Below are 22,217 nucleotides of genomic sequence, written 5' to 3'. Positions count from 1 at the left end.
ATAGTGAACAGTTAAGCGCAAAAAAACTTTTTATATGGGGCTCACGTGCAAATAGAAAACTTGTTGCACAAGTCATAATTTTTTTGTGAAATCAGCATATTGACTTAACCTATCAATATGATACGTAAGTAAAACAGTAACATTGTGTGCAATTCCTTAGCCCTCGATAAGTACTTTAAACTTAGTATTGGATTATTCTGTGAAACTTTGTATATTGTAGATAATATGCAACTCTCAAAAGCAATAATAATTAACTGGTGATAATAAATTATGGAAAACACTGTAGGGATAAAAATTGATTACTTAAAGGAAAGAGAGAATCCTGAGCAAATTTTTATAGCTATGGCTCACTATATTTCAGCTTACAAAGAATATGGCGAACTGTTAGCTGAAGCCACAGGGCATATTTTCAAATACGACTTACTCTTAAAAGATATAAAAACTGGTTCCATAAAGGCAGTTCTAGGCTCAATTACAAACGGCTTTTCTTCCTTTCTTGAAAAACAATCCTCAGAATTTCTCAATGATTTAGTTTTTACCAATGAAATAATCTCACCAGAGCAAGTTAACGATTTGGCAGAAAAACAAGAAAGAAGAATAGAAAAAGAAAATATAAATATTTCTCCTTATATTAACAGGGTGTCGCTCGCTAAGATTTTACAAGAATTATCTGCTGCAAATGAAATGTTGAACCCCCAAGAGAAAGCAGAAATTGAAAATATAACTGCGGCGGGAAGTAATGTAATAAAAATAAATACAAACATGCGATTCCTTGGTGATCCAGAAACTATGTTTGATGAGCACAACCCAATGCAGTACAGAGGTAAGGACTGTTTGGACATTATAAAGCCTGTAAATTTCGGTGATGCGCAATGGCAAGTTCGTAGCCGTACAACTCATAAAACTTTCATGGCTACAATTGGGCATAAAGATTGGTTAAAAAAATATCAAAATGGTGATCTCCCCATCATTACAGCAAAACACTGTATGCTGGTAGAAATATATTATGAATTAGATAATAAGCATAAAAAATTACCAATTAAGAAAGCAATTATAACTAAAGTGCTAAAGCTTATTCCAAGCTCAGAGGTTCAGGATGCCCTTCTCTAATAACCTAAAATCGCTTATGGCATCATATCTATTTATATTACTGCCTTTTTCAATCCTTATTCTTGTTAAATCAATTGACCTGAAATGGCTTGATATTATCTTAGCGAGTGATTGGTCTATTGCCAGCTTTATAATATTTGGGCAATCATTAACCTCCCTATCTTCCGCATTAGTGGCCAGCCCTAATAATAAAAAAAAGGAAGGGTGGGAGTGGTATGTTGCAAAATTATTTATCACTGGTATTGCTCCAAGTATGGTTTTGTACATTTACATGCTCAAGCAACCTTCAGTTTTTCTGGGGATACTCCAGATTTTGATGTTCGTCTATGCTTCTTATCGTTACTTTATAGATGGTCTGGCATGTAAAAAGCTTGGTTAACAAAAGAACTTTCAGAGGTTCATAATGTGTATATAAAAGTGTATAACCCTGTTGTCTTCATAATAATTTTATATTAAAAACAATGATTTGCAAAATTAATTGGGCTCCTGTGATCTTCAGCCAACGCTGCGTTTCTTTTTTAAGAGACTGGCAGGAAAAGCTGGAGCAGTGCCCGAAGTTTAATGGCCGAAACGTGCAGAAAGATGCAAGTAATATTAATAAGAAAGCGGTGGGGAAAATGCGCTGGCGTGGTTTTTTCATCTCCTGAATAACTGCTCTGCCCCCAAATCCCCCACCACATCCACATCCTTTACCACGCCGACATCTTCTAAGGTCAGCTCCAGCACCTCTCGCTTCTCCCGCGCTGCGCGTACTATCGCTTTCGCTCCCACATCCCCGCCAAGACTCGCCAGCGCGTCAAAAAAGGTCCGCTGAAACCCTACCGGGTGGCCCTGCTTTTGCTGATAGTGCGGCACAACCAGCGGGTGCGCTTTCAGCGCCTGCGCCACGCGCAACAGCGAGGCGGGCTGAATAAAAGGAAGATCGCCTGGCAGGATTAACCACCCCGGCGAATCAGGCGTGGCGCGCACGCCCATGGCGATGGATTCACCCATGCCGCGCGTGCCGCCTTCCGGCCTGACAAGATGCCACGGCAGGCCCGACGCTTTCACCGCGTCGAGCACATGTTGCAACACCGCTTTGCCGTGCAGCAGCGCATCCAGTTTGTGGGTTGTGCCGCCGGAAGCGAGAAACCGTTCCCCCTTTCCGGCGGCCAGAATAATGATGACCGGTTCGCCCGCCGCAACCATTATCCTGCATCCTCATTGCTTGCATGAGTAAGGCGAGCCGCCGCCACATCCGCCAGCACAGAGAGCGCCAGCGAGTGCGCGTCGCGCGCCTTCGGGAAGATGCCTATCGGCGCTTTTATTCGCGCGGTCTCCTGCTCGCTCCAGCCAAGCTCGGCGAGCCGCTGCATGCGCACGTCGTGGGTCCGGCGGCTGCCCAGCGCGCCGATGTAAAACGGCCGGGCAGCCAGGGCTGCCTGCAATACTGGCAGCTCCCGGTTGAGATCGTGGTAGAGCAGGATAACCGCCGTGTCGGCATCCATCAGCGTGAAAGTGGTGCGCGGATCGAAGCCGTCGCTGGTATGCACGTCATAACCCGCCGCCCGGGCGACATTAGCCGTTACCGCCGCTTCCACCGAGCGGCCATAGACGATAACCCGCGTGCAGGGGCGGTAGCCCACCGCAAAATCTGCGCCCCTCCAGCCCGTCTCCCGTTGCGAAAGCACGCTCTGCAGCGTCTGCGACTGAGGGTTATAGCGAAGCCCGGCAGGCTGGCGCTGCGCCATGGCGTTCAGCACCGCCAGCAGCGGTTGCACGGCGCGCAGTTTATGCATGCTGAGCGTAATGCCGCCGCCGCAGGGGAGCACGATATCGAAATAGGGCGAGCCTTCGCCATACTTCACCATGCGGTCTTCGCCGGACTGGATCACCTCCATCGCTTCGAAAGCGGCGGCGGCCTCCACGCAGCCGCCGGAAACAAAACCGCAGTAGAGGCCATCTTCGCGCACGGCCATGTGCGCCCCCAACGGGCGCGACGAACCGCCGCGGATCTCAACCAGCGTCACCAGCGCCGCCGCCATGCCCGCATTCAGCGCCTCCGCCGCGAAGCGCAAAATCTCTGCGCTGTCGTCGGTCAAAAAAGCGGGCTGCGGATTACGCGGCGCCGGGCTTGTTTGTTCGATAAGGGGGGATTGTTGCAGCACCTCTTCTCCATCCTTCAGTGAAGCGCGCCGGCGGCGCGCTACGGTTTACCCTGAAGCGGCCGCCAGCCGCCGTTTTCCTTAAACCAGAGTTGGCAACCCTTTCAACAGCTTATCGACGGTGATGGGGTAATCCCGCACCCGCACGCCGGTGGCGTTGTAAATGGCGTTGGCGATGGCGGCGCTGACGCCGCACAGGCCCAGCTCGCCCACCCCTTTGGCTTTCATCGGAGAGGAGATCGGGTCGGTATCTTCAATGAAGATAACCTCCTGCTCGGGGATATCGGCATGCACCGGCACTTCGTAACCCGCCATATCGTGGTTAACGAAGAACCCGAGCCGCGTATCTACCGCCAGCTCTTCCATCAGCGCCCCGCCAAGCCCCATGGTCATGGCGCCAATCACCTGACTGCGCGCGGTTTTTGGGTTGAGAATGCGGCCTGCGGCGCAGACCGCCAGCATGCGGCGAACGCGTACCTCGCCCGTCGCCGCATCCACAGCCACTTCAACGAAGTGCCCGGCGAAGGTGGATTGCTGAAACTGCTGGTCGAGGTCGCCATATTCCATGGTGTCTTCCGCGGAAATCGTCCCCCCCGCCGCCGCCTCAGCCAGCGGCACGCTGTGATCGCCTGCGCGGACCTGTCCGTCGGTAAACTCCACGTTACCGGCATTCATGCCAAGCGTGTTCGCCACCGCTTCGCGCAGTTTTACGCAGGCGGCGTACACCCCCGCCGTTGAGCTGTTGGCGCCCCACTGCCCGCCGGAACCGGAAGAGACAGGGAAATCGGAGTCGCCAAGGCGCACCACGACCTTCTCCAGCGGCACGCCCATCATCTCGGCGGCGGTCTGGGCAATGATGGTGTAGCTGCCGGTGCCGATGTCGGTCATGTCCGTCTCAACGGTCACCACGCCCTGCGAATCGAGAAGCACGCGCGCGCCGGACGGCGTCAGCAGGTTGTTGCGAAAGCCCGCCGCCATGCCATACCCCACCAGCCAGCGGCCGTCGCGCACCTGCGCGGGTTTGGGGTTGCGACGGCTCCAGCCGAAACGCTCCGCGCCCGTACGCAAACACTCCACCAGCTGACGACGAGAAAAGAAGCGCTCCGGTTTCGCCGGGTCCACCTGGGTGTCGTTGTGAATACGAAACGCCACCGGGTCCATCCCCAGCCGTTCGGCCATCTCGTCAATGGCTATCTCCAGCACCATCATTCCTGGCGCTTCGCCGGGCGCGCGCATGGAGTTGCCTTCCGGCAGGCTAAGCTCGGCCAGACGCAGCCCGGTATGGCGGTTCGCCCCGGCGTAAAGCAGCTCGGTCTGGTTGGTCGCCGTCTCCGTCGGGCCGCCCGGCAGGTTACCGGACCAGCTTTCATGGGCGATAGCGGTAATGCGCCCGCTCTCTTCGGCGCCGATGCGCACTCGCTGAATCGTCGCCGGGCGGTGGGTAGTATTGTTAGGAATGAACGGCCTTGGCAGCATCACCTTAACGGGCCGCTTCGCCGCACGCGCGCCGAGCGCGGCCAGCAGGGCGTCGCTGCGCAAGAACAGCTTGCTGCCGAAGCCGCCGCCAATATAGGGCGAGCGCACGCGAATGTTCTCTTCCGGGATGTTAAGCGTTTTCGCAAGGTCGCCCTTCCACCAGTTGATCATCTGGCTGGAGGTCCAGAGGGTGAGTTTGTCCCCTTCCCAGGCGGCCATTGAGGCGTGCGGCTCCATCGCCATATGGCTCTGGTCCGGCGTGGTGTAGGTGGCGTCGAGCTTCACCGCCGCCGTGTTAAACGCGCCGTCGAAATCCCCAACGACTTTATCCGGCGTATCGTCCGGCGGTTCCGTCACGCCAGGTTTTTGCCAGGCGAGATCGTACGCGCCCGGCTCGCGGCGGTAGCGCACGTCAATCAGCGCTGACGCCGCGCGCGCCTGCTCGAACGTCTCCGCCACCACCACGGCGATGGCCTGATGGTAATGCTCGATTTCAGGACCGCCCAAAAGCGTTGCCGCGTTCATCTCCCCTTTGCCGAGCGGCCCCGCGTTGTCGGCGGTGACCACCGCCAGCACGCCGGGCGCGTTTTTCGCCGCGCTAATATCCATTGAGGTGATGCGGCCTTTGGCGATGGCGGACCCCACCACGTGCCCGTAGGCGACGTTGGGCGCTTCTTTGTGCCATTCATAGGCGTAAGTCGCCGTGCCGGTGGTTTTCAGCGGGCCGTCGATACGGTCATGCGGGCGGCCCACCACTTTCATCTGGTCAATCGGGTTCTCTTGTGCCGGTTTATCAAATTTCATCCACTTAGGCCCTCGCTTCCGTCAGCACCGAGGCGAGCGTGCGCTTCGCCAGTGTCAGCTTGAACTCGTTTTCCGGCGTCGGCTGCGCGTCGGCGAACAGCCGGTCATATACCGCCTGCGCGCCGTGAGCGAGCTGAGCGTCCGCCTCCTCAATTCGCCAGGGCTTATGGGCCACGCCGCCCAGCGCCACGCGGCCTGTGCCGTCGGGCTGCACCACGGCGGCGACCGAGACCAGCGCGAAGGCGTAAGAGGCGCGATCGCGCACTTTACGATAGATATGCGTGCCGCCGAGCGGCGGCGGCAGCGTGACGGCGGTAATAAACTCCCCCGGCGCCAGCGCCGTTTCCAGATGCGGCGTGTTGCCCGGCGCGCGGTAAAAGTCTGCCACCGGGATATGGCGCTCGCTGCCGTCCGGGTTCACGGTTTCCACTACGGCATCGAGCAACCGCATGGCGACAGCCATATCGCTCGGATGAGTGGCGATGCAGGCCTCGCTTGCGCCCACTACCGCAAGCTGGCGGCTGTAGCCTCCCAGCGCGGCGCAGCCGCTGCCGGGCAGCCGCTTGTTGCAGGGCTGATTGGTATCGTAAAAATAGGGGCAGCGGGTGCGCTGCAGCAGGTTGCCGGCTGTGGTCGCGCGGTTTCGCAGCTGGCCCGAAGCACCCGCCAGCAGCGCCCGTGAAAGCACGGCGTAGTCGCGGCGAACGCGTTCATCCGCCGCCAGATCGGTGTTGCGCACCAGCGCGCCTATCCGCAGGCCGCCTTCGGCGGTCGGCTCAATCTTATCCAGCGCCAGGCCGTTCACGTCTATCAGGTGGACGGGGGTTTCAATCTCAAGCTTCATCAGGTCCAGCAGGTTGGTGCCGCCCGCGATAAACTTTGCGCCCGGATGTTGCTTAGCGCTGGCCGCCGCGTCGGCAGGCGTGGCAGCGCGTTCGTACGTGAAAGCCTTCATGATTTCTCCCCTCCGGCAACCTCTTCAATAGCGGCAAGAATGTTGGAATAGGCGCCGCAGCGGCAGATATTGCCGCTCATACGTTCGCGTATTTCATCCGCCGTCATCTGAGGTGGGGAAACCAGGTCAAGCGTGACATGGCTTGGGATGCCCGCTTCTATCTCTTTCAGCACAGCGACGGAAGAGCAAATCTGCCCCGGCGTGCAGTAGCCGCACTGGTAGCCGTCATGTTTAACGAACGCCGCCTGCATCGGGTGCAGGTTGTCCGGGGTGCCGAGGCCTTCGATGGTGGTGACTTCCGCATCCTGGTGCATCACGGCAAGCGTCAGGCAGGCGTTAATGCGCCGCCCATCCACGATAACGGTGCAGGCGCCGCACTGGCCGTGGTCGCACCCTTTTTTGGTGCCGGTGAGTTGCAGGTTTTCGCGTAGCGCATCCAGCAGCGTAGTGCGCGTATCCACCTCCAGCTGCCGCACTTCGCCATTCACTTTCAGCCGTAGAGGCAGCACTTCCGGGGCGGGCGTCACCGGCGTTTCGCCTGCGAAGGCGGCTGTCGCTTTCGCAGAGACTGCCGCCGTTGCCGCCGTCGCGGCGCCCGCTTTAATAAGCTCCCGCCGCGTCAGGCTAAAATCGTGCTCGCCGATCGCCTGCGCGTTGCTGTAAACGCCCGCATCCTGCGGACCTCCTTTGTTATCTTCATCGCCTTGGTTGCTCATGCCAGGCCTCCAGTATCTTTTAAATTGAAAGGGATAAAAGGCACGCTCGCCGCTGCTGCATCGCGCGGTTTTTTTTATAACGAACAGTTAATAATAGTCGGCGCTGGCGGCGGGGCGGCGGCGGGAAGGTAATTAGCGATATGAGGAAAATTTATAAATGGACTGAAACAGGCGCGTAAACCGCAACGGGTTTATGACGCGCAAAGAAAAAGGGGCGAACAGGGCGGCCGTTGGCGGCGCCCTGTTCATTCGTCAATTACCCACCGGAAGCGCCCAGCTCTGACGCGGACGTGTGGCCCAGAGCGAGGCGCCGACTATCAGCAACCCGCCAATCCAGCACGCCGGGGTTAATTTCTCCCCTAACCAGAGCGCGGCGAACAGCGCGCCGAACAGCGGCTCGGTGCCCATCAGCAAAGCAGCGTTGGTCGGCGTGGTGCGCTTCACCGCGTAATTCTGCGCGAAGAAGGCGAACAGCGTGCAGAACACCACCAGATAGAGTGTCGCGCCCCAGAAACTGATATGTTGCGGCAGCGGCGGAATGCCGTGTTGCGTCGCCAGCAGCAGGATCAGCGAACCGGCTCCCACCACGCCCGTCTGCACCGCCGTCAGCGCCAGCGAGGGCACGTTGCGATGCTGCATCAGTTTCTTCGTCAGGCACACCATGACCGCCCGCAGCAGCGCCGCGCCCAGGATAAGCACATCGCCCGTGTTCATCTCGATAGCGAGGTTCCCGGTCAGCAGCAGCGCCCCGCACAGCGATACCCCCGCCGCGATGAAGGCGGTATTTTCCGGCCGCTTGCGAAAGAGAAGCCATTCGACGAAAGGCGTCAACACCACGCAAAGGCTTATCAGAAACGCGGCGTTGCTGGCGGTGGTATGCGCCACGCCGTACGTTTCACACAAAAAAATAGCCAGCAGCACCGCGCCCAGCACAAGCCCCGGCCCGGTCGCCTGCCGCCAGCAGTTTTTCAGCGTGGGCAGCAGGATAAAAAAGGTCAGCATGAAGCGAATGCACAAGAAGCCGACCACCGGGTAGAACAACACCGCCTGTTTGGCGATGCCGTAGCTGGTTCCCCAGACCACGGCCACCGCCAGCAGCATCCAGTCGGCGTAGCGTAAGGTTGTATTTTGCACCTGACATTGAACGCTCATCGCTTATTCCCGCTCCCAGGCAATCACCAGCACATCGCGATACCCCTGCGAGCCTTTGCTGCACAGAATAGGGGTGACCTCATGCATGACACGATGATCGTCGGCCACAATCACATCCAGCGGCTGGCTGAGCGTTTTGGTGCACAGCACGTTACGGGCGTTGTCCGTCACGGTGGTGACGCCGCCCGACACGTTCACCCGGCGGATAAGCATCATGGCGATGTAATCCACGCCGTCGCGATGCAGCCCTTCCGGCGTCGGCTTGCCGGTCTCTTCGGCGTCCGTCAGGATGCGGTAAGGGTGCAGACGAATGCGCCACCGGCAAGTTTCCCCTTCCGCCTGATTAAAGACGCGCCCCAGCCCGCGCAGGATAGAGATAAACAGCGGATGGTTGATAAACCCCTCTTCCAGCGGCGGATAAACGCGATCGACGCCACCGTTTAAGGTGTTGATGTTTTTAGGCTGCGAGTAAGGCTCGTGCGCCAGCAGCTTCAGTTCGCCCTCCGGGTCGCGCAGTTCAAACTGGCTGTAACGGCGGTAACGATAGGTGCCGTTATCCGCCATAAACTCATCGCGCGCCAGCGAGTCCCAGTAGCGGGAAAACGAGGAGATATGCTCTTCGCCCAGCTCCAGATCGTCTTTCAGTTCGTCGCCTGCGATGAAAATCCAGCCGTCGTTTTTGATGGCCTGCGCCGCATGGTTAATCGAGCAGGTCGGCAGAGCGTAATATTGACTGATTGTTTCCATGGTTCACCTCAGGCAGTTAATGAGTAAGCAGGCGTCAAAGAAGGAGAGAGATCGGCGAGAGAACGGCTGCCGCGCACGCGGGCAATCTGTTTTTCCCAGCCGTCGCGATCGGTCAGGTAGAGCGGGTCGCGCGCTTTAATGGCGGCGAGATCCGCCACGCCGCTGCGCAGGTTAAAGAACACGGTGCCGCTTACCGCCTCGGCGCTGGTGCGGATAAACGCGGCGAGAGAGGCGGCCAGCATGCCGTACCAGCGGCCCTCTATCGCCTCGTTCACCCAGGTTTGCTCAAGCGCCAGCTTCTGGCGCAGCAGCGCGGCATCCAGCGTGGCGGTTTCAAGATGGCGGAACGCCGCCATCAGCAGCATCGCCGCCGGGGCTTCACGCACTTCCAGCACTTTCTCGCCGCCTTCAAGGTGCTCCAGCCCGCTGAAGCGGCCAATGCCGTGGCGGCCAACAACCGCGTTAAGGTGCTCGATAAGCGTCAGCAGCGGCAGAGCCTGCCCGTTGACCGCCACCGGCGCGCCGCGCTCAAAGCAGACGGAGAGCAGTTCGTCCGGCTGAGCGCTGCGGCAGGAAGTCCACTTAAACAGCGCTTCCGGCATCATGAAATCTTCCGGGTTATCCAGCGCGCCGGATTCGTACTCGCGAACCCAGATATTGGCGTCGCCGCTGATGCCGCGCGCCTGAAAGCGCGGCAGCCCCGCCTGCGCCAGCGCCTGGATTTTCTCTTCGCGGCTGAAAGCCGAGTATTCGTAGGGGCTGCCGATAAAGCCGTTGAAGTTGAGCTGGTTCAGCGCGCCGTTAAGACGACGCAGGCTGTTTTGCGACTGGTTAGCGGTATGCAAAATGGCGTCGCAGCCGAGCGTTTGCGCCATCTCCACCGCCAGCCGGGCGATGAGCGGTCGGGAAAGCGATGAGCTGATGGGATAGATGCCCATGTACTGCGCGTTCGCACGGATAGCGGGGATAATGAACTCCCGCGCAAACTGCTCACGCGCATCGATAATTTTTAAGTCGACGTTAAAAAAGCCGGTGATGTGCCGCAGGTCGTCGGCGTCCACGCCATCGCCGAGATCGACGGTAAGCGCGGTGACTTTGCAACCGGTCTGCGATAGTTTGTAAAGCAGGTAGCTGCTGTCAACGCCACCGCTAAACAACGTCAGAATATGCTTTGACTGGCGGGCTACATAAGAGAGATCTTCAAGGCTACGTACTTGCTGATAACGCTTCATTATCGCTTTCCTTACAGGTTGTATGTCGGTTTTCTGTGACGTGCCACGGGGCGATTATGGGCTATCCCGCTTCGGTGAATAATCGGGGTAAACAAACAAGACTCTTGCGCTATGAGAACAAATCAATACATGGGGCTGCTGCCGTATATGGCGGTGTTTGTGAAAGTGGTGGAGACGGGCAGTTTTTCCGCCGCGGCGGAACAGCTCGGCACCACGGCATCGTCCATCAGCCGCCAGGTCGCCTGCCTCGAACAGGCGCTGTCGGTGAAGCTGCTGGAGCGAACCACGCGGCGGCTTAAGCTTTCTGCGGCGGGCACCGACGCTTATGCCCGCTGCTGCGAGATGGTGCAGTCGGCGAAACTGGTGCTGGAGCTGGCGGAGCGCATCAACGAAGCGCCGCAGGGAATGGTGAAAATCAGCGCGCCGCGCGCCTTCGGCATGCGGCTGATAGCGCCTCATATTGAGGAGTTCTTAAACCGCTACCCGGAAGTGGATGTGCAACTCAGGCTGACCGATCGTCCGGTAGACCTGATAGGCGACGACCTCGATTTGATGGTGCGCATCACCGACACCCCGCCGGAAGGGCTGGCGGCGCGGCCGCTTATCCGGGTCAGCCATATTATCTGCGCCACCGCCGCCTACCTTGAAAAGCGCGGTTATCCGCAGCACCCAAGCGATCTGGCGCTGCACAGTTGCCTCTATCTTGGAGAGATCCCCGGCGATAACTGTTGGAAGTTCCGCCATCTGCATACTCAGGAGCGGGTTAATGTGACGGTGCGCGGGCGCTATGTCACCAACCACAGCCGGGCGCGGCTCGAAGGGGTGCTCAGCAGTCTCGGCATCGGCTGCCTGCCGTGGTTTGTCGCCCGCGAAGCGCTTGAGGCGAAGCAGATTGTTGAGGTGCTGCCGCAGTGGGACTACACGACCTCTTACTACGGCATGTCCTGGATCCTTTATCACCCGAACCGTTTTCTGCCGCCGAAGTGCCGGGTGCTGATCGATTTTCTCGCCGAGAAAATCGCCGACAGCGACCTGAACCGCCGCGCCCGCGCCTACCCGCCTGCGCAGGAAGGGTGAAGCGGCTGAACGGATAACGCCGTTAGCGTGGCTCTTTTCCCGACGCGTTGGTTTTCAGCGCTTCCACCACCAGCGAAAAGGCGGGAGAAGGCTGCTTTCTGCTGGGATAATAGAGGTAATAGCCGGGAAAAGGCTTACACCACGTTTCCAGCACGCGTATCAGCCTGCCTTCCTCAATATGCGAACCGAACTCCTCTTCCGGCAGGAAAGCGATGCCGAGCCCGGCCAGCGCCGCGTCCACAATATGGGCGGACGTGTTGAAGATAAGTTGCCCGTTTACCCGCACGTTCACCGGCCCGTCGTCGCTGTCGAATTCCCAGACGTAAACCCTGCCGGAGGCGGGCATCCGCATGTTGATGCAGTTATGTTTCATCAGATCCTGCGGGATTTGCGGCCGGGGATAGCGGGCGAAGTAGTCCGGCGAGGCCGCTGCCGCCATCCGCAGCGACGGGCCAATCGGCATCGCGACCATGTCTTTGTCGATGGTGTCGCCCATTCGCACGCCCGCATCAAAGCGGTCCGCCACGATATTGCGAAAGCCGTGGTTAGCGTCGAATTCCAGATTAATATCGGGATATTCGCGCAGCAGCGGGGCGAGTTTAGGCAGCAGGATCGTGTGCAGGACGTTCGGCCCGCAGGTGATACGCACCGTGCCGGCGGGTTTATCGCGCAGTTCAGTCAGCATATCCAGTTCCGCTTCAATTTCATCAAAGCGGTTGCCGATAGCCTGCAACAGCCGCTCCCCGGCGGCGGTCAGAGAAACGCTGCGGGTGGTGCGCGTCAGCAGGCGGATTTGCAGCCGCTCCTCCAGCCCGCTTACCGCGTGACTCAGCGCCGGCTGGGTGACGCCAAGCTGCGCGGCGGCGCGGGTAAAGCTGCCTTCGCGCGCCACGGTCACAAACGAGAGCAGGTCGTTAAGATTACGTTTCATACGGGTTCCTGCAAGTGCGATTTATAAGAACTATTTATAAGCGAATTAAGCATTCATTAGCTAGTCAGCACAAGCCCTGCGTGTAAAACTTCCGCCATGACTTTCCTGCCCGCGGAAAAAACGCGGCATCGCTATGCCGTAACACGCAGGCTCATCGGCCTTTTAGGGCGCCATCAATAATTCAATCTCTCGTCAGGCTTTGTTCATATGGACAAACCCCGGCTACGGCTTGCCTGCGCGCCAGCTTCCCGGAACAAGGAGCACCATGACAACGCAACACGATGAAACGCAAACCCGCACTGAACAGCCGCCCGCTTACTGGAGCGGCGTACTGGCGATGACGCTATGCGTTTTTGCGCTGGTCGCATCGGAATTTATGCCTGTCAGCCTGCTGACGCCTGTCTCCCGCGAGCTTGGCGTCAGCGAAGGGCTGGTGGGCCAGGGCATCGCCATTTCCGGGGCGCTGGCGGTTGTTACCAGCTTGTCGATAAGCTGGCTTGCCAGAAGCATGGACCGTAAAACGCTGCTGCTGTGGATGACCGGGCTGATGATTATCTCCGCCGTGGTTATCGCCTTCGCCCCCAGCTATCCCGTCTATCTGGCAGGGCGAGCGCTGATTGGCGTCGCGGTCGGCGGCTTCTGGTCGATGTCCGCCGCCATCGCCATCCGGCTGGTGCCCACGCGCCAGGTGCCGCGCGCGCTGGCTGTCTTTAACGGCGGCAGCGCGCTGGCGACCGTGGTGGCCGCTCCGCTGGGAAGCTGGCTGGGTTCGATAGTGGGCTGGCGCGGCGCGTTCTTTTGCCTCGCGCCCGTGGCGCTGGCCGCGTTTATCTGGCAATGGATGAGCCTGCCCGCTATGCGCGCCAACGCCGACGCCAACGCGGAACGCTCCGTAAGCGTGCTCAGCCTGCTGAAAAACCGGCTGGTGGTGACAGGCGTAGCGGCCTGCGGTCTCTTTTTCATGGGCCAGTTCGCGTTGTTTACTTACGTGCGCCCGTTCCTTGAAACCGTCACCCGCGTGAGTGTCTCTACCCTGTCGCTCACCCTGCTGCTCATCGGCGTAGCGGGGTTTATGGGCACGCTGCTGATTGGCCGCTTGCTGCGGGCAGGCTTCTACGCCACGCTGGTCGCTATTCCGCTACTGATGATGGCGATAGCGGGCGGTCTGATGGTCTTTGGCCACAGCCTGCTTTTCGTCGCGCCGCTGCTCGGCTTCTGGGGGCTGGTGGCGACAGCCGCGCCGGTCGGCTGGTGGACCTGGGTGGCGAAAACCCTGCCGCAGGCCGCCGAAGCGGGCGGTGGGCTGATGGTCGCCACCGTGCAGCTCTCCATCGCGCTCGGCTCCACGCTCGGTGGGTTGGCCTTCGACCTTCGCGGCTACCAGAGCGCCTTTACCTTAAGCGCGCTGCTGTTGCTGGCCGCCGCCCTGCTGACTTTTCTGACTCGCCAACGCGAGAAAAAACGCGCCGTCTGACGGCCTGACAATACAGGAGTTATCACAATGAAAATCAATGCAATTGGCGCTTATTCCGCCACTGCGCCGCTGGAAGCGATGACCATTACCCGTCGCGAACCCGGCCCGAACGACGTGCAGATAGCCATCGACTACTGCGGCGTGTGTCACTCCGATCTCCATCAGGCGCGAGCCGAGTGGGCGGGCACGCTCTACCCCTGTGTGCCGGGACACGAAATCGTCGGCCGCGTAACCGCAACCGGCGCGCAGGTCACTGGCTTTACGCCTGGCGATCTGGTCGGCGTGGGCTGCATTGTCGACAGCTGCAAACATTGCGAAGAGTGCGACGAGGGGCTGGAGAACTACTGCGACCATATGACAGGCACGTATAACTTCCCGACGCCGGACGCGCCGGGCCATACGCTGGGCGGTTATTCTCAGCAGATAGTGGTGCATGAGCGTTACGTGCTGCGCATTCGTCACCCTGAATCCCAGCTCGCCGCCGTAGCGCCGCTGCTCTGCGCGGGCATTACTACTTACTCGCCGCTGCGTCACTGGCAGGCGGGGCCGGGTAAGAAAGTCGGCGTGGTGGGCATTGGCGGTCTCGGCCATATGGGCATTAAGCTGGCGCACGCCATGGGCGCGCACGTTGTCGCTTTCACCACCTCTGAATCCAAGCGTGACGCGGCGAAAGCCCTTGGCGCGGATGACGTGGTGGTTTCGCGCAATGAAGCCGAGATGCAAGCCCACGCCAAAAGCTTCGATTTTATTCTCAACACCGTGGCCGCGCCGCACAGCCTGGACGCCTTCACCGCGTTGCTCAAGCGCGACGGCACCATGACGCTGGTGGGCGCGCCGGCTTCCCCGCACCCATCCCCGGAAGTGTTCAACCTGATCTTCAAACGCCGCTCGATTGCGGGTTCGATGATTGGCGGCATTCCGGAAACTCAGGAGATGCTCGATTTCTGCGCCGCGCACAACATCGTCGCCGATATCGAACTGATTCGCGCCGACCAGATTAACGAGGCGTACGAACGCATGCTGAAAGGCGATGTGAAATACCGCTTCGTTATCGATAACGCCACGCTGGGCGCATAAGCCACGTTGCCGGGCGGGTTCGTCCCGCCCTTTTTGCTGCCGTTCGGACGTTTTAAAACTAATCTGAAGCGGCGGGCCAGACGCCGCGCGCGCCCCCTCACCAGCGCGCCTTAAATAGTTCAAAAGATCAGAGGGTTAAACGTCCTTTCCCGCCTCGCTTTTCATAACCTTAACGAAACGGTTCAAGGCTTTTCAATAACCTGTGGTTTTGGCAAACCGATGCAGCGCCGCCGATTTATGAACTACGCTTAACATTCATTTTGACGAGTTCGGGCGCGCCTGGCTCGTTTATTCCTTGTCGCAGCGCCCTTGCGCTGCGTTGTTTCCACCAGCGGCTACGCTGTCAGAAAAGGAGATCAAACGATGTCGAACTATCCTACTCCCCCATTTCCTGAACAACAGCAGAACTGGCCTGGCTCCACCAAAGATATGCAACCCCAGCCCGACCACGGTGAAACCAGCTATAAAGGCTCGGGCAAACTGACCGGTAAAGCGGCGATTATTACCGGCGGCGACTCCGGCATCGGCCGCGCGGTCGCTATCGCCTACGCCCGTGAAGGGGCGGACGTGCTTATTTCTTACCTTGATGAACATGAAGACGCCAAAGAGACGGCGCGTCTGGTTGAAGAGGCCGGACGCAAAGCGGTGCTGGTGAGCGGCGATATTACCGAGCTGGCGCAGTGCCAGGCGGTGGTGGATAAAGCCGTGGAAGCCTTCGGCAAAATCGACATTGTGGTCAATAACGCCGCTTTCCAGCAGACGCGCAATTCTCTGGATGAGATAAGCGACGACGAGTTTGACCGCACCATTAAGACCAACCTCTACGGCACCTTCCGCATCTGTAAAGCCGCCGTACCGCATATGCCGAAAGGCGGGTCGCTTATTCATACCGCATCGGTAAACGCCGATTCGCCGAAGCCGATGCTGGTGGCCTATTCCGCCACCAAAGCGGCTATCGTCAACCTCTCCGGCAGCCTTGCGGCCCTGCTGGCGGAAAAAGGCATCCGCTCTAACGCGGTTGCGCCGGGCCCTATCTGGACGCCGCTTATTCCGTCCACCATGCCCGCCGAGCAGGTGAAAAGCTTCGGCAGCCAGGTGCCGCTGGCGCGCGCCGGTCAGCCTGCCGAACTGGCGGCGCCGTACGTGATGCTGGCAAGCGACGAAGCGAGCTATATCTCCGGCGCCACTATCGCCGTGACCGGTGGTACTGCGGTTATTTGATGTTTTGCGCCATGGGGCTGCGGCCTCATGGCGTTCCCCTGCTCTTACCCCTTCCGTTTTATGCTCAGCACAAGAGCAGGCCCTGCTGTAAGGAGCTGAATGATGAAAGCTTACCCTTTACAGCTGACCCTGCCGATAGCCACGCACGTGTTCGGCGGTCAGCTTATCAAAACGCGCCTTGGCAAAGCCGACCTGCCCGACGGGCGCGTTGCCGAAACCTGGGAAGTGAGCGATGTAGACGGCAAGATAGCGACGGTGAAAAACGGCGAGCTTGCCGGCATCAGCCTGCGCGAACTGGCGCAGCGCTACCCGGAGGAGCTGGTCGGCCCCGGCTGGCGCGGCCCGCATTTCCCGCTACTCACCAAGTTTATCGACGGCAGCGGCATGTTGCCGGTTCACCTGCATGCTAATGATGAAACCGCGCAGCGTCTGGAGCAGCAGCCCAACGGCAAAACCGAAGCCTGGCATATTTTATGGGCGGCGGAGGGCGCGACCTGCCTTGCCGGCGTCAAGCCCGGCGTCAGCCGCGCGCAGTTGCGAAGCGCCCTGCTGGCGGAAGAGTACGACGCGGTCATGCACCGCCTGCCGGTGAGAACGGGCGACACCTTTTATGTTCCAGGCGGCCTGCTGCACGCTTTCGGGCCGGATACGCTGATTTACGAGATAGAGCAGACCTCGGATATTCAGCAACACGCGATGCCGTGGCGCATGGAGGACGGCAGCGCGATTGCTCATGAGGAGCGAGAAAAGAATATCGATGCGCTGCTGGACGAACTACGCCCTGAGCTGACGACTGCGCCGCAACGGGGACTGGTGATTGAAGAGAGCCCGCATTTTTCACGGCGCGTCTGCTGCGCCGGGCCTTACTTCGCCCTTGAGCGCTGGCGCTTTTCCAGCGACAACGACTACGCCTTCCGGGGCGCGCAAATCATCTCCAACCTTGGCGACCCGCTCACGCTTAAGGCGGCAGGCGAGTCGCTGACGCTGGGCCGGGCTGAAAGCTGCCTGCTTCCCGCCGCGCTTCGCAGAGTGACCTTTTGCGGCGCGGGCGAAATGCTGGTGGGCTACGTGCCGGATTTGGCGCGCGATATTATCGAACCGCTGCGGGCACGCGGGTATAGCGAAAAAGAGACAGGCCGGCTGGGCGACGTGCAGGACACGCTGCGCTAATCCGCAGATTAAGCCGTGGATGAAGAGAGCCGCTCCACGCGCGTTTCTCCTTCATTCATAGCGAGCTGGTAGCGCGCGCAGGCGGCATGCTGCTGCACCAGCCGCGCCAGTTCCGGCGAGTGGCTGGTGAGCCAGATTTGCGTCCAGCGGCTCGCCTCGGCTATCAGCTTCGCGAGCGCAGGCAGCATTTGCGGATGCAGGCTGTTTTCCGGTTCGTTCAGGGCGATAAAGGCAGGCGGGCGCGGGCTTAGCAAGGCCACCGCCAGGCAGAGAAAGCGCAGCGTGCCGTCGGAAAACTCGGCAGGTTCGAGCGGGCGCGTTAGCCCTTCGCGCTGCATCAGCAACTGGAAGCGCCCGCCGGGGTTATCGCAATAAAAGCGGCTGCCCGGAAAAGCGGCGTTCAGAATTGCGTTCAGCAAATCCTCATCGCCAATCTCGACGATGGTTTGAAAGGCGGCCGCAAGGTTCGCGCCGTCGCTTGCCAGCACAGGCGCGCGAAAGCCGACCTGCGGCTCGCGCAGCGGCGAGTTTCCGGATACCGCGAACTCGTGATAAAAGCGCCAGTTGCGCAGCATCTCCCGCACCTGGGATACCTCCGGGTAGAGATGCGGCTCGCCAAGCTGCCCGAACACCGATTCGTTCTCATAAATCGCGCCGCTGTGCGTCACCTTCTCATGGTGAATATTGCTCAGAAAGACCGCCTGGTTCTGGCGCTTCATGAGCAGCGCCGAAGGACGGCGGCGCTGATTGCTGAGCCAGATTTTCTCTTCTTTGATGACCGGGTCGAGCTGAAACAGCGTCGGGTAGGGCAGCTTTTCCACAAACCCCACCTGCAACTCATAGTCGTAATCGTCCGTCTCTACGCCAAGGATCATCCGCCGTACATCCTGCTGTCGGCTTCTGCCCGCCCACAGCGCGTTAAGAATGCCGCCTTCCCGCGACAACGCCTGGGAAAAAGCGCCCTGCGCGGCGCTGTGCATCAGCTGTATCGCTTTATAGATATTGGATTTGCCACTGCCGTTGGGGCCAAAAACAATATTGAGTTGCTCAAGCTCCAGCGAAACGCGGCGAAGCGAACGATAGTTTTCAATATAAAGACTTTTAATCATAACGTGGCGGCTACGTGAGTGACGTTAACAGCTTAGCGGAAAAAGCGCGGAAAGAGGCGGGGCGCCGGGCGCCCTCGGGTTTAGCTTTGCGGATTGATAAGCCAGGTGCCGGACTGCCCGATGGTGAGCCTCTGGCTGCGGATCTGGTCATGATTTTTCAGCGTGAAGGCGTACTGGCCGGGCGAAAGCTGGAGCGCCGCGAAGCCGTTCGCCGCCGGCACCACCGCCTGCGGTTTGCCGTTCAGCAAAAGTTGTTCGCCTTCGCGAATGCGCACGTAAACCAGCGCCTGCTGTTCGCCGGTAGCGGCGGGCGGCTGCGCCGTCGCGGGCTGTTCCTGCGGGCGGTCAACGTCAGCCGTTTCCGGCTGAGCGCTCTGCGGCGCGCCGCCGCTAAACAGCAGCCCGCCGATAATAATCCCGGCGACCACGCCTGCGGCCACCATACCCGCCGTCTGGTAACGTCTCCAGCCCGTCACGGCCACCTTATGCTCTTCCAGCGGAATGAGCATGGTGCCCGGCTTATCGGCATTCAGCAGGTCGTCGTGCCCGCCGACGGGGAGATCCACCAGCGCGGCAAACTCATCCACCGACTGCGGACGCCCCTCTTTTTTCAGCGCCAGCGCCCGGTCTATCGCCTGCAACAGCGAAAGCGAATAGCCCTCCGGCTTGCGCTCCACCAGCGGCTGGTAGTTGTCCTGAAGGGAGCGCACCACGCTCACCGGCGGCGGCGAGCCGACAATCAGCGTATGCAGCACCGCCCCCAGCGCGTAGATATCCGTCCACGGGCCAAGCGCGTTTTCATCATCGTTATATTGCTCGACCGGCGCGTAGCCCGGACGCAGCAGCGTTTCGGTTTCATCGGTGACGTTACCGATGCTGCGGCGGGCGGCGCCTGGGTCCAGCAGCACTGGCAGGCCGTTCTCCTGCAACAGGATGTTGTCCGGCGAAATGTCCAGATGTTGATAACCGGCTTTGTGCAGCGCCCGCAGCGCGCCAAACAACATCGGCAGCAGGCGGCGGATAGCCGCTTCATCCAGTTTTTGCGGGTGCTGCTCGCGCAGGCGACCCAGCGTAACGCCTTCATAGAACAGAGAGACGATATAAGCGGTGTCGTTCTGCACCCAGAAACGCAGCACCTGCGCGAGACCCGGGTGATTAAAACGCGCCAGCAGGCGCGCCTCGTCGATAAAGCTGGTTAACCCGGCGCTGAAGGCTTTGCCAAAACGCTCGCCGCGAAGCCCGATGCTGAGGTCCGCTTTGCGCATGGCGAACGAGGCGGGCATAAACTCTTTTATGGCGACGGCGCGCTCAAGCTGGTGATCCCAGGCGCGATAAACGATGCCGAAACCGCCGCTGCCCAGCACTTCCTGAATCTCAAACTCATTAAACCGGTAACCGATCGGTAAGGCTTCAGATACTTTTTTGTTCGCGTTGTCCGTCATGTTGCAAGGTTCTCTTTAAGCAGGCCTGACATCCGCCAGGCCCTGGTCACGCTCCGTGGCAAAACGGCAGCGCGAAGCGTGATAATCGGCATTATTTAACGACCCGGTAAGCGCCTGCCGCCGGGTCGCGCAGCAGCGGCGAGAGCGAATCCACCAGCAGGATCTTCAGGCTCGCGCCGGGCTCCAGATAGCCGGACCAGACTTTGCGGATAGCCTCGAGCCGGGCGCGCAACCGCGCATCGTCGCTCGCCTGCGCGCGCGACATCTCGACCGCCACCGTGCCGTCCGCCAGCCAGCCGTTGAGGTCCGCAGAGTAAGGTAAAATCATCCAGCTTTGGTTGGCGCGCCCGTCGCTGACCACCATCCTTTCATTATTCACGGTGGTAATCAGCAGGCTGTCGGCGTCAGCGCGGGTATTCAGCCCGCTGACGGGGAAGCCATGCACGAAGGTCATGGTCATTTTCCTCTGCGTGTTGTGGCTCACCTGCACCACTTCGCTGCTGCCGTTCAGCCAGCCGCCTTTTTCGCATTTGCCGTCCGCCTTGGCCGGAATAAAGATAGCCGGCACGCTGCCGTTATCCTGCCAGAAGGTACGCAGGTGGCAGCCATCCTGCAGGGTGAACTCCAGCCATGGCGTTCTGTCCGCCAGCGGCGAGAGATCTTCAGGACGGCCCGTCGGCGCCGCTTCGCCAGCCGTGTCGGTTGCGGCGGCGGGCAGCACCACCGGCGTCCAGTCCGCCGTTTTACTGGCCGTACCCTGCGCCAGCAGGTCCCCTTCCGGCGAGGTAAACTGCCAGCGCACCACCGCGAGCTCCGCGCACTGGTTTTCCAGCAGCGCCCCAAGGCGCGGCATAAAGGTTTTCAGCAGCACGGGGCGCTTATCGCCATTCGCCACAATGCGCAGCGGCAGCTCCTTCGCGCACCAGCTTTGCGGCGTGTTGTCCGCCAGATCGTCTATCCAGACATCCAGCTTCTGCGAAGGAGATTGCACTATGCGGTAATTTTCCGCCTGCGCTGCTGCTGACAACGCCAGCAAGGCCAGACCGGGCAACCAAAATTTCATAAAAATCCTTGTAAGTCTGTAGCCATTACGAATGCTGAGCCGCCGCGCGGCGCTCAGAGCGTTTCCGCTTCGCTCTGCGAATCTTTGTACTGGTTAACTTCCCGCTCGTAGGCCTGCAAAAAAGCCTCGCGGACTAAGGCATTCACTTCATTGCTGCCGTCCGCCGCGCTGCTGTGCTGGGCGACAAAGGCATCCCACAGCGCCGCCTTGCGGCTCACCGGCAACGCCAGGCGAAAGAGCGAGCCTTCGCGCATCGCCTCTTCCTCCAGCGCCTGCGGGTCGAAAGAAGCGAGCATCGCTTCGCTGGTGGCGTGCAGCCCGGAAATCATGCCAATCTGGTGCGCCTGGAGATCCACCAGCGCGTCATGTACAGCTTTAGTGGGCGGCATAAATCCCGGCATGGCGGTGGCGAACGCCTGCATTAATACCGATTTGCCGGATGGCAGCAACTTGAAAGGGTTATTGGCGTCATCCAGCATCATTGTCATGTCGGCTTTCACGTCGCGCTTAAGCATAGATCGCGAGGCGAGCAGCGCCACCGTTCCCTGCGCGAACATGCTGAGCATTTCCCCCAGCTGGCGCATTTTTTCGCTATCGAAGCGGGGAACCGTATGAATGTCGTGAAGCCCTAATCCTTCCAGCAGCGCCGTCAGCAGTTCGCCTTCCAGCGCCTCGCCCTGCGCGCAGCCCGCCGTTTTTGCGGTTTCGCGCGGCTGCGGCTGAATGCGCAGGCGGGCTTTGATAGCCGGCGACTCGCTATTTTCCTGCGACGCGCGCGCGGGATCGCTTGCCTCAGGCGACGCGGCCGCCGCCTGCGGCAACTGCCGGGAGATATTGTCGGCAACCGCGTAGTTTTTGATAAGGCTTTGCAATATCTCCACAGGCACGGAGGTGGGCGCGTTCTCAACGGCTACGGGCGCGGCGGGCTTTATCGGCGGCTCATTGCCCGCGCCCAGGCTTGCCAGTCGGCTTACCGGCTGGGTGTGCAAAATAAAATCGGCAATCTCAATGCTGTATTCCGCAATCGTCAGCCTGTCGCCATCCTGAAGCTCCGCCTGCTCGCCTTTTTCCAGCGGCTTGTTGTTGATAGCCATCGCCGCCGCGCCAAGGTTAGTGATGCGGCACTCGCCGTCCGGCGCGACATGCACCAGCGCCTGCAGGCGGGAAATCAGGCGGTCGTTATCCGGCAGCGCCAGATGGTTATCAGGCCCGCGGCCAATCGTGCCGCCCGGGGCGTTAAACTCGCAGCTGCTCTGCGGCGGCTTGTGGCCCGGTTTTACGGAAACGAGAGTGAATCGCATAACATTTTCCTGCCTG

General features: G+C 59.6%; 20 protein-coding genes. 7 read left to right on the top strand and 13 right to left on the bottom strand.

What is annotated here, in order from left to right:
- The first annotated feature begins 270 nt into the window (after nt 1–270).
- Together ACU4F7_RS00235 and ACU4F7_RS00230 are read left to right on the top strand one after the other, a co-directional pair.
- Nucleotides 271–1,110, top strand: a complete 840-nt coding sequence (locus ACU4F7_RS00235; RefSeq protein ID WP_109996328.1) for a hypothetical protein — start codon at nt 271–273, stop codon at nt 1,108–1,110.
- The gene (locus ACU4F7_RS00230; RefSeq protein WP_146204052.1) at nt 1,097–1,489 is read left to right on the top strand and encodes a hypothetical protein; all 393 of its coding nucleotides are present in this window, start codon (nt 1,097–1,099) and stop codon (nt 1,487–1,489) included. Before ACU4F7_RS00235 ends, ACU4F7_RS00230 begins: the two co-directional genes overlap by 14 nt.
- Nucleotides 1,490–1,746: 257 nt before the next feature.
- Here ACU4F7_RS00230 and ACU4F7_RS00225 read toward each other — a convergent pair whose 3' ends face one another.
- From ACU4F7_RS00225 to ACU4F7_RS00190, 8 genes are all read right to left on the bottom strand, one after another.
- Nucleotides 1,747–2,298 (bottom strand): nucleotidyltransferase family protein, encoded by a 552-nt coding sequence (locus tag ACU4F7_RS00225; RefSeq protein ID WP_481637794.1) that lies wholly within the window; start codon nt 2,296–2,298, stop codon nt 1,747–1,749.
- Nucleotides 2,298–3,257, bottom strand: a complete 960-nt coding sequence (locus ACU4F7_RS00220; protein ID WP_481637793.1) for an XdhC family protein — start codon at nt 3,255–3,257, stop codon at nt 2,298–2,300. The genes ACU4F7_RS00225 and ACU4F7_RS00220 overlap by 1 nt, the downstream gene beginning before the upstream one ends.
- 78 nt (nt 3,258–3,335) lie before the next feature.
- On the bottom strand, nt 3,336–5,534 hold the full coding sequence (paoC, locus tag ACU4F7_RS00215) for an aldehyde oxidoreductase molybdenum-binding subunit PaoC (RefSeq protein ID WP_481637792.1): 2,199 nt from the start codon (nt 5,532–5,534) through the stop codon (nt 3,336–3,338).
- Between the two features lie 4 nt (nt 5,535–5,538).
- Complete coding sequence (locus tag ACU4F7_RS00210; RefSeq protein WP_029590092.1) at nt 5,539–6,489, bottom strand: FAD binding domain-containing protein; 951 nt, start codon at nt 6,487–6,489, stop codon at nt 5,539–5,541.
- On the bottom strand, nt 6,486–7,205 hold the full coding sequence (paoA, locus tag ACU4F7_RS00205) for an aldehyde dehydrogenase iron-sulfur subunit PaoA (RefSeq protein ID WP_481637791.1): 720 nt from the start codon (nt 7,203–7,205) through the stop codon (nt 6,486–6,488). Before paoA ends, ACU4F7_RS00210 begins: the two co-directional genes overlap by 4 nt.
- Before the next feature lie 252 nt (nt 7,206–7,457).
- On the bottom strand, nt 7,458–8,357 hold the full coding sequence (locus ACU4F7_RS00200) for a DMT family transporter (protein ID WP_481637790.1): 900 nt from the start codon (nt 8,355–8,357) through the stop codon (nt 7,458–7,460).
- 3 nt (nt 8,358–8,360) lie between these two features.
- Nucleotides 8,361–9,104, bottom strand: coding sequence for a 2OG-Fe dioxygenase family protein (locus ACU4F7_RS00195; RefSeq protein ID WP_029590086.1), 744 nt, complete (start codon nt 9,102–9,104; stop codon nt 8,361–8,363).
- A gap of 8 nt (nt 9,105–9,112) precedes the next feature.
- Entirely contained in the window at nt 9,113–10,336 is a 1,224-nt protein-coding gene (locus ACU4F7_RS00190) for an argininosuccinate synthase-related protein (RefSeq protein ID WP_481637789.1), read from the bottom strand.
- A 111-nt stretch (nt 10,337–10,447) separates the two neighbouring features.
- Here ACU4F7_RS00190 and ACU4F7_RS00185 point away from each other — a divergent pair, with 111 nt between their 5' ends.
- Nucleotides 10,448–11,413, top strand: a complete 966-nt coding sequence (locus ACU4F7_RS00185) for a LysR family transcriptional regulator (protein WP_029590082.1) — start codon at nt 10,448–10,450, stop codon at nt 11,411–11,413.
- 22 nt (nt 11,414–11,435) lie between these two features.
- Here ACU4F7_RS00185 and ACU4F7_RS00180 read toward each other — a convergent pair whose 3' ends face one another.
- Nucleotides 11,436–12,344 (bottom strand): LysR family transcriptional regulator, encoded by a 909-nt coding sequence (locus ACU4F7_RS00180; protein WP_481637788.1) that lies wholly within the window; start codon nt 12,342–12,344, stop codon nt 11,436–11,438.
- 265 nt (nt 12,345–12,609) lie between these two features.
- Between ACU4F7_RS00180 and ACU4F7_RS00175 the strand changes: the two genes are divergently transcribed.
- The 4 genes from ACU4F7_RS00175 to ACU4F7_RS00160 all read left to right on the top strand — a co-directional run bounded on the left by ACU4F7_RS00175 (nt 12,610) and on the right by ACU4F7_RS00160 (nt 17,286).
- A complete protein-coding gene (locus tag ACU4F7_RS00175) occupies nt 12,610–13,818 on the top strand; it encodes an MFS transporter (RefSeq protein WP_481637787.1) in 1,209 nt (402 codons plus the stop codon).
- A gap of 27 nt (nt 13,819–13,845) precedes the next feature.
- Nucleotides 13,846–14,895 (top strand): NAD(P)-dependent alcohol dehydrogenase, encoded by a 1,050-nt coding sequence (locus ACU4F7_RS00170; protein WP_481637786.1) that lies wholly within the window; start codon nt 13,846–13,848, stop codon nt 14,893–14,895.
- A 363-nt stretch (nt 14,896–15,258) separates the two neighbouring features.
- Nucleotides 15,259–16,116: a glucose 1-dehydrogenase gene (locus ACU4F7_RS00165; RefSeq protein ID WP_024556795.1), complete on the top strand. Its 858-nt coding sequence runs from the start codon at nt 15,259–15,261 to the stop codon at nt 16,114–16,116.
- Between the two features lie 99 nt (nt 16,117–16,215).
- Nucleotides 16,216–17,286 (top strand): class I mannose-6-phosphate isomerase, encoded by a 1,071-nt coding sequence (locus tag ACU4F7_RS00160; RefSeq protein WP_481637785.1) that lies wholly within the window; start codon nt 16,216–16,218, stop codon nt 17,284–17,286.
- Between the two features lie 8 nt (nt 17,287–17,294).
- Here ACU4F7_RS00160 and ACU4F7_RS00155 read toward each other — a convergent pair whose 3' ends face one another.
- From ACU4F7_RS00155 to tagH, 4 genes are all read right to left on the bottom strand, one after another.
- A complete protein-coding gene (locus ACU4F7_RS00155) occupies nt 17,295–18,395 on the bottom strand; it encodes an AAA family ATPase (protein WP_029590075.1) in 1,101 nt (366 codons plus the stop codon).
- Between the two features lie 80 nt (nt 18,396–18,475).
- Complete coding sequence (locus ACU4F7_RS00150) at nt 18,476–19,837, bottom strand: serine/threonine protein kinase (protein ID WP_481637784.1); 1,362 nt, start codon at nt 19,835–19,837, stop codon at nt 18,476–18,478.
- A 91-nt stretch (nt 19,838–19,928) separates the two neighbouring features.
- Nucleotides 19,929–20,900 (bottom strand): hypothetical protein, encoded by a 972-nt coding sequence (locus tag ACU4F7_RS00145; protein ID WP_029590073.1) that lies wholly within the window; start codon nt 20,898–20,900, stop codon nt 19,929–19,931.
- Between the two features lie 53 nt (nt 20,901–20,953).
- The gene (tagH, locus tag ACU4F7_RS00140) at nt 20,954–22,201 is read right to left on the bottom strand and encodes a type VI secretion system-associated FHA domain protein TagH (protein WP_481637783.1); all 1,248 of its coding nucleotides are present in this window, start codon (nt 22,199–22,201) and stop codon (nt 20,954–20,956) included.
- Nucleotides 22,202–22,217 lie beyond the last annotated feature (16 nt).

The organism is Franconibacter pulveris, from assembly GCF_056780215.1.
The sequence above is the reverse complement of the archived record's forward strand: the minus strand, read 5'-3'. Positions and strand labels throughout refer to the sequence as shown.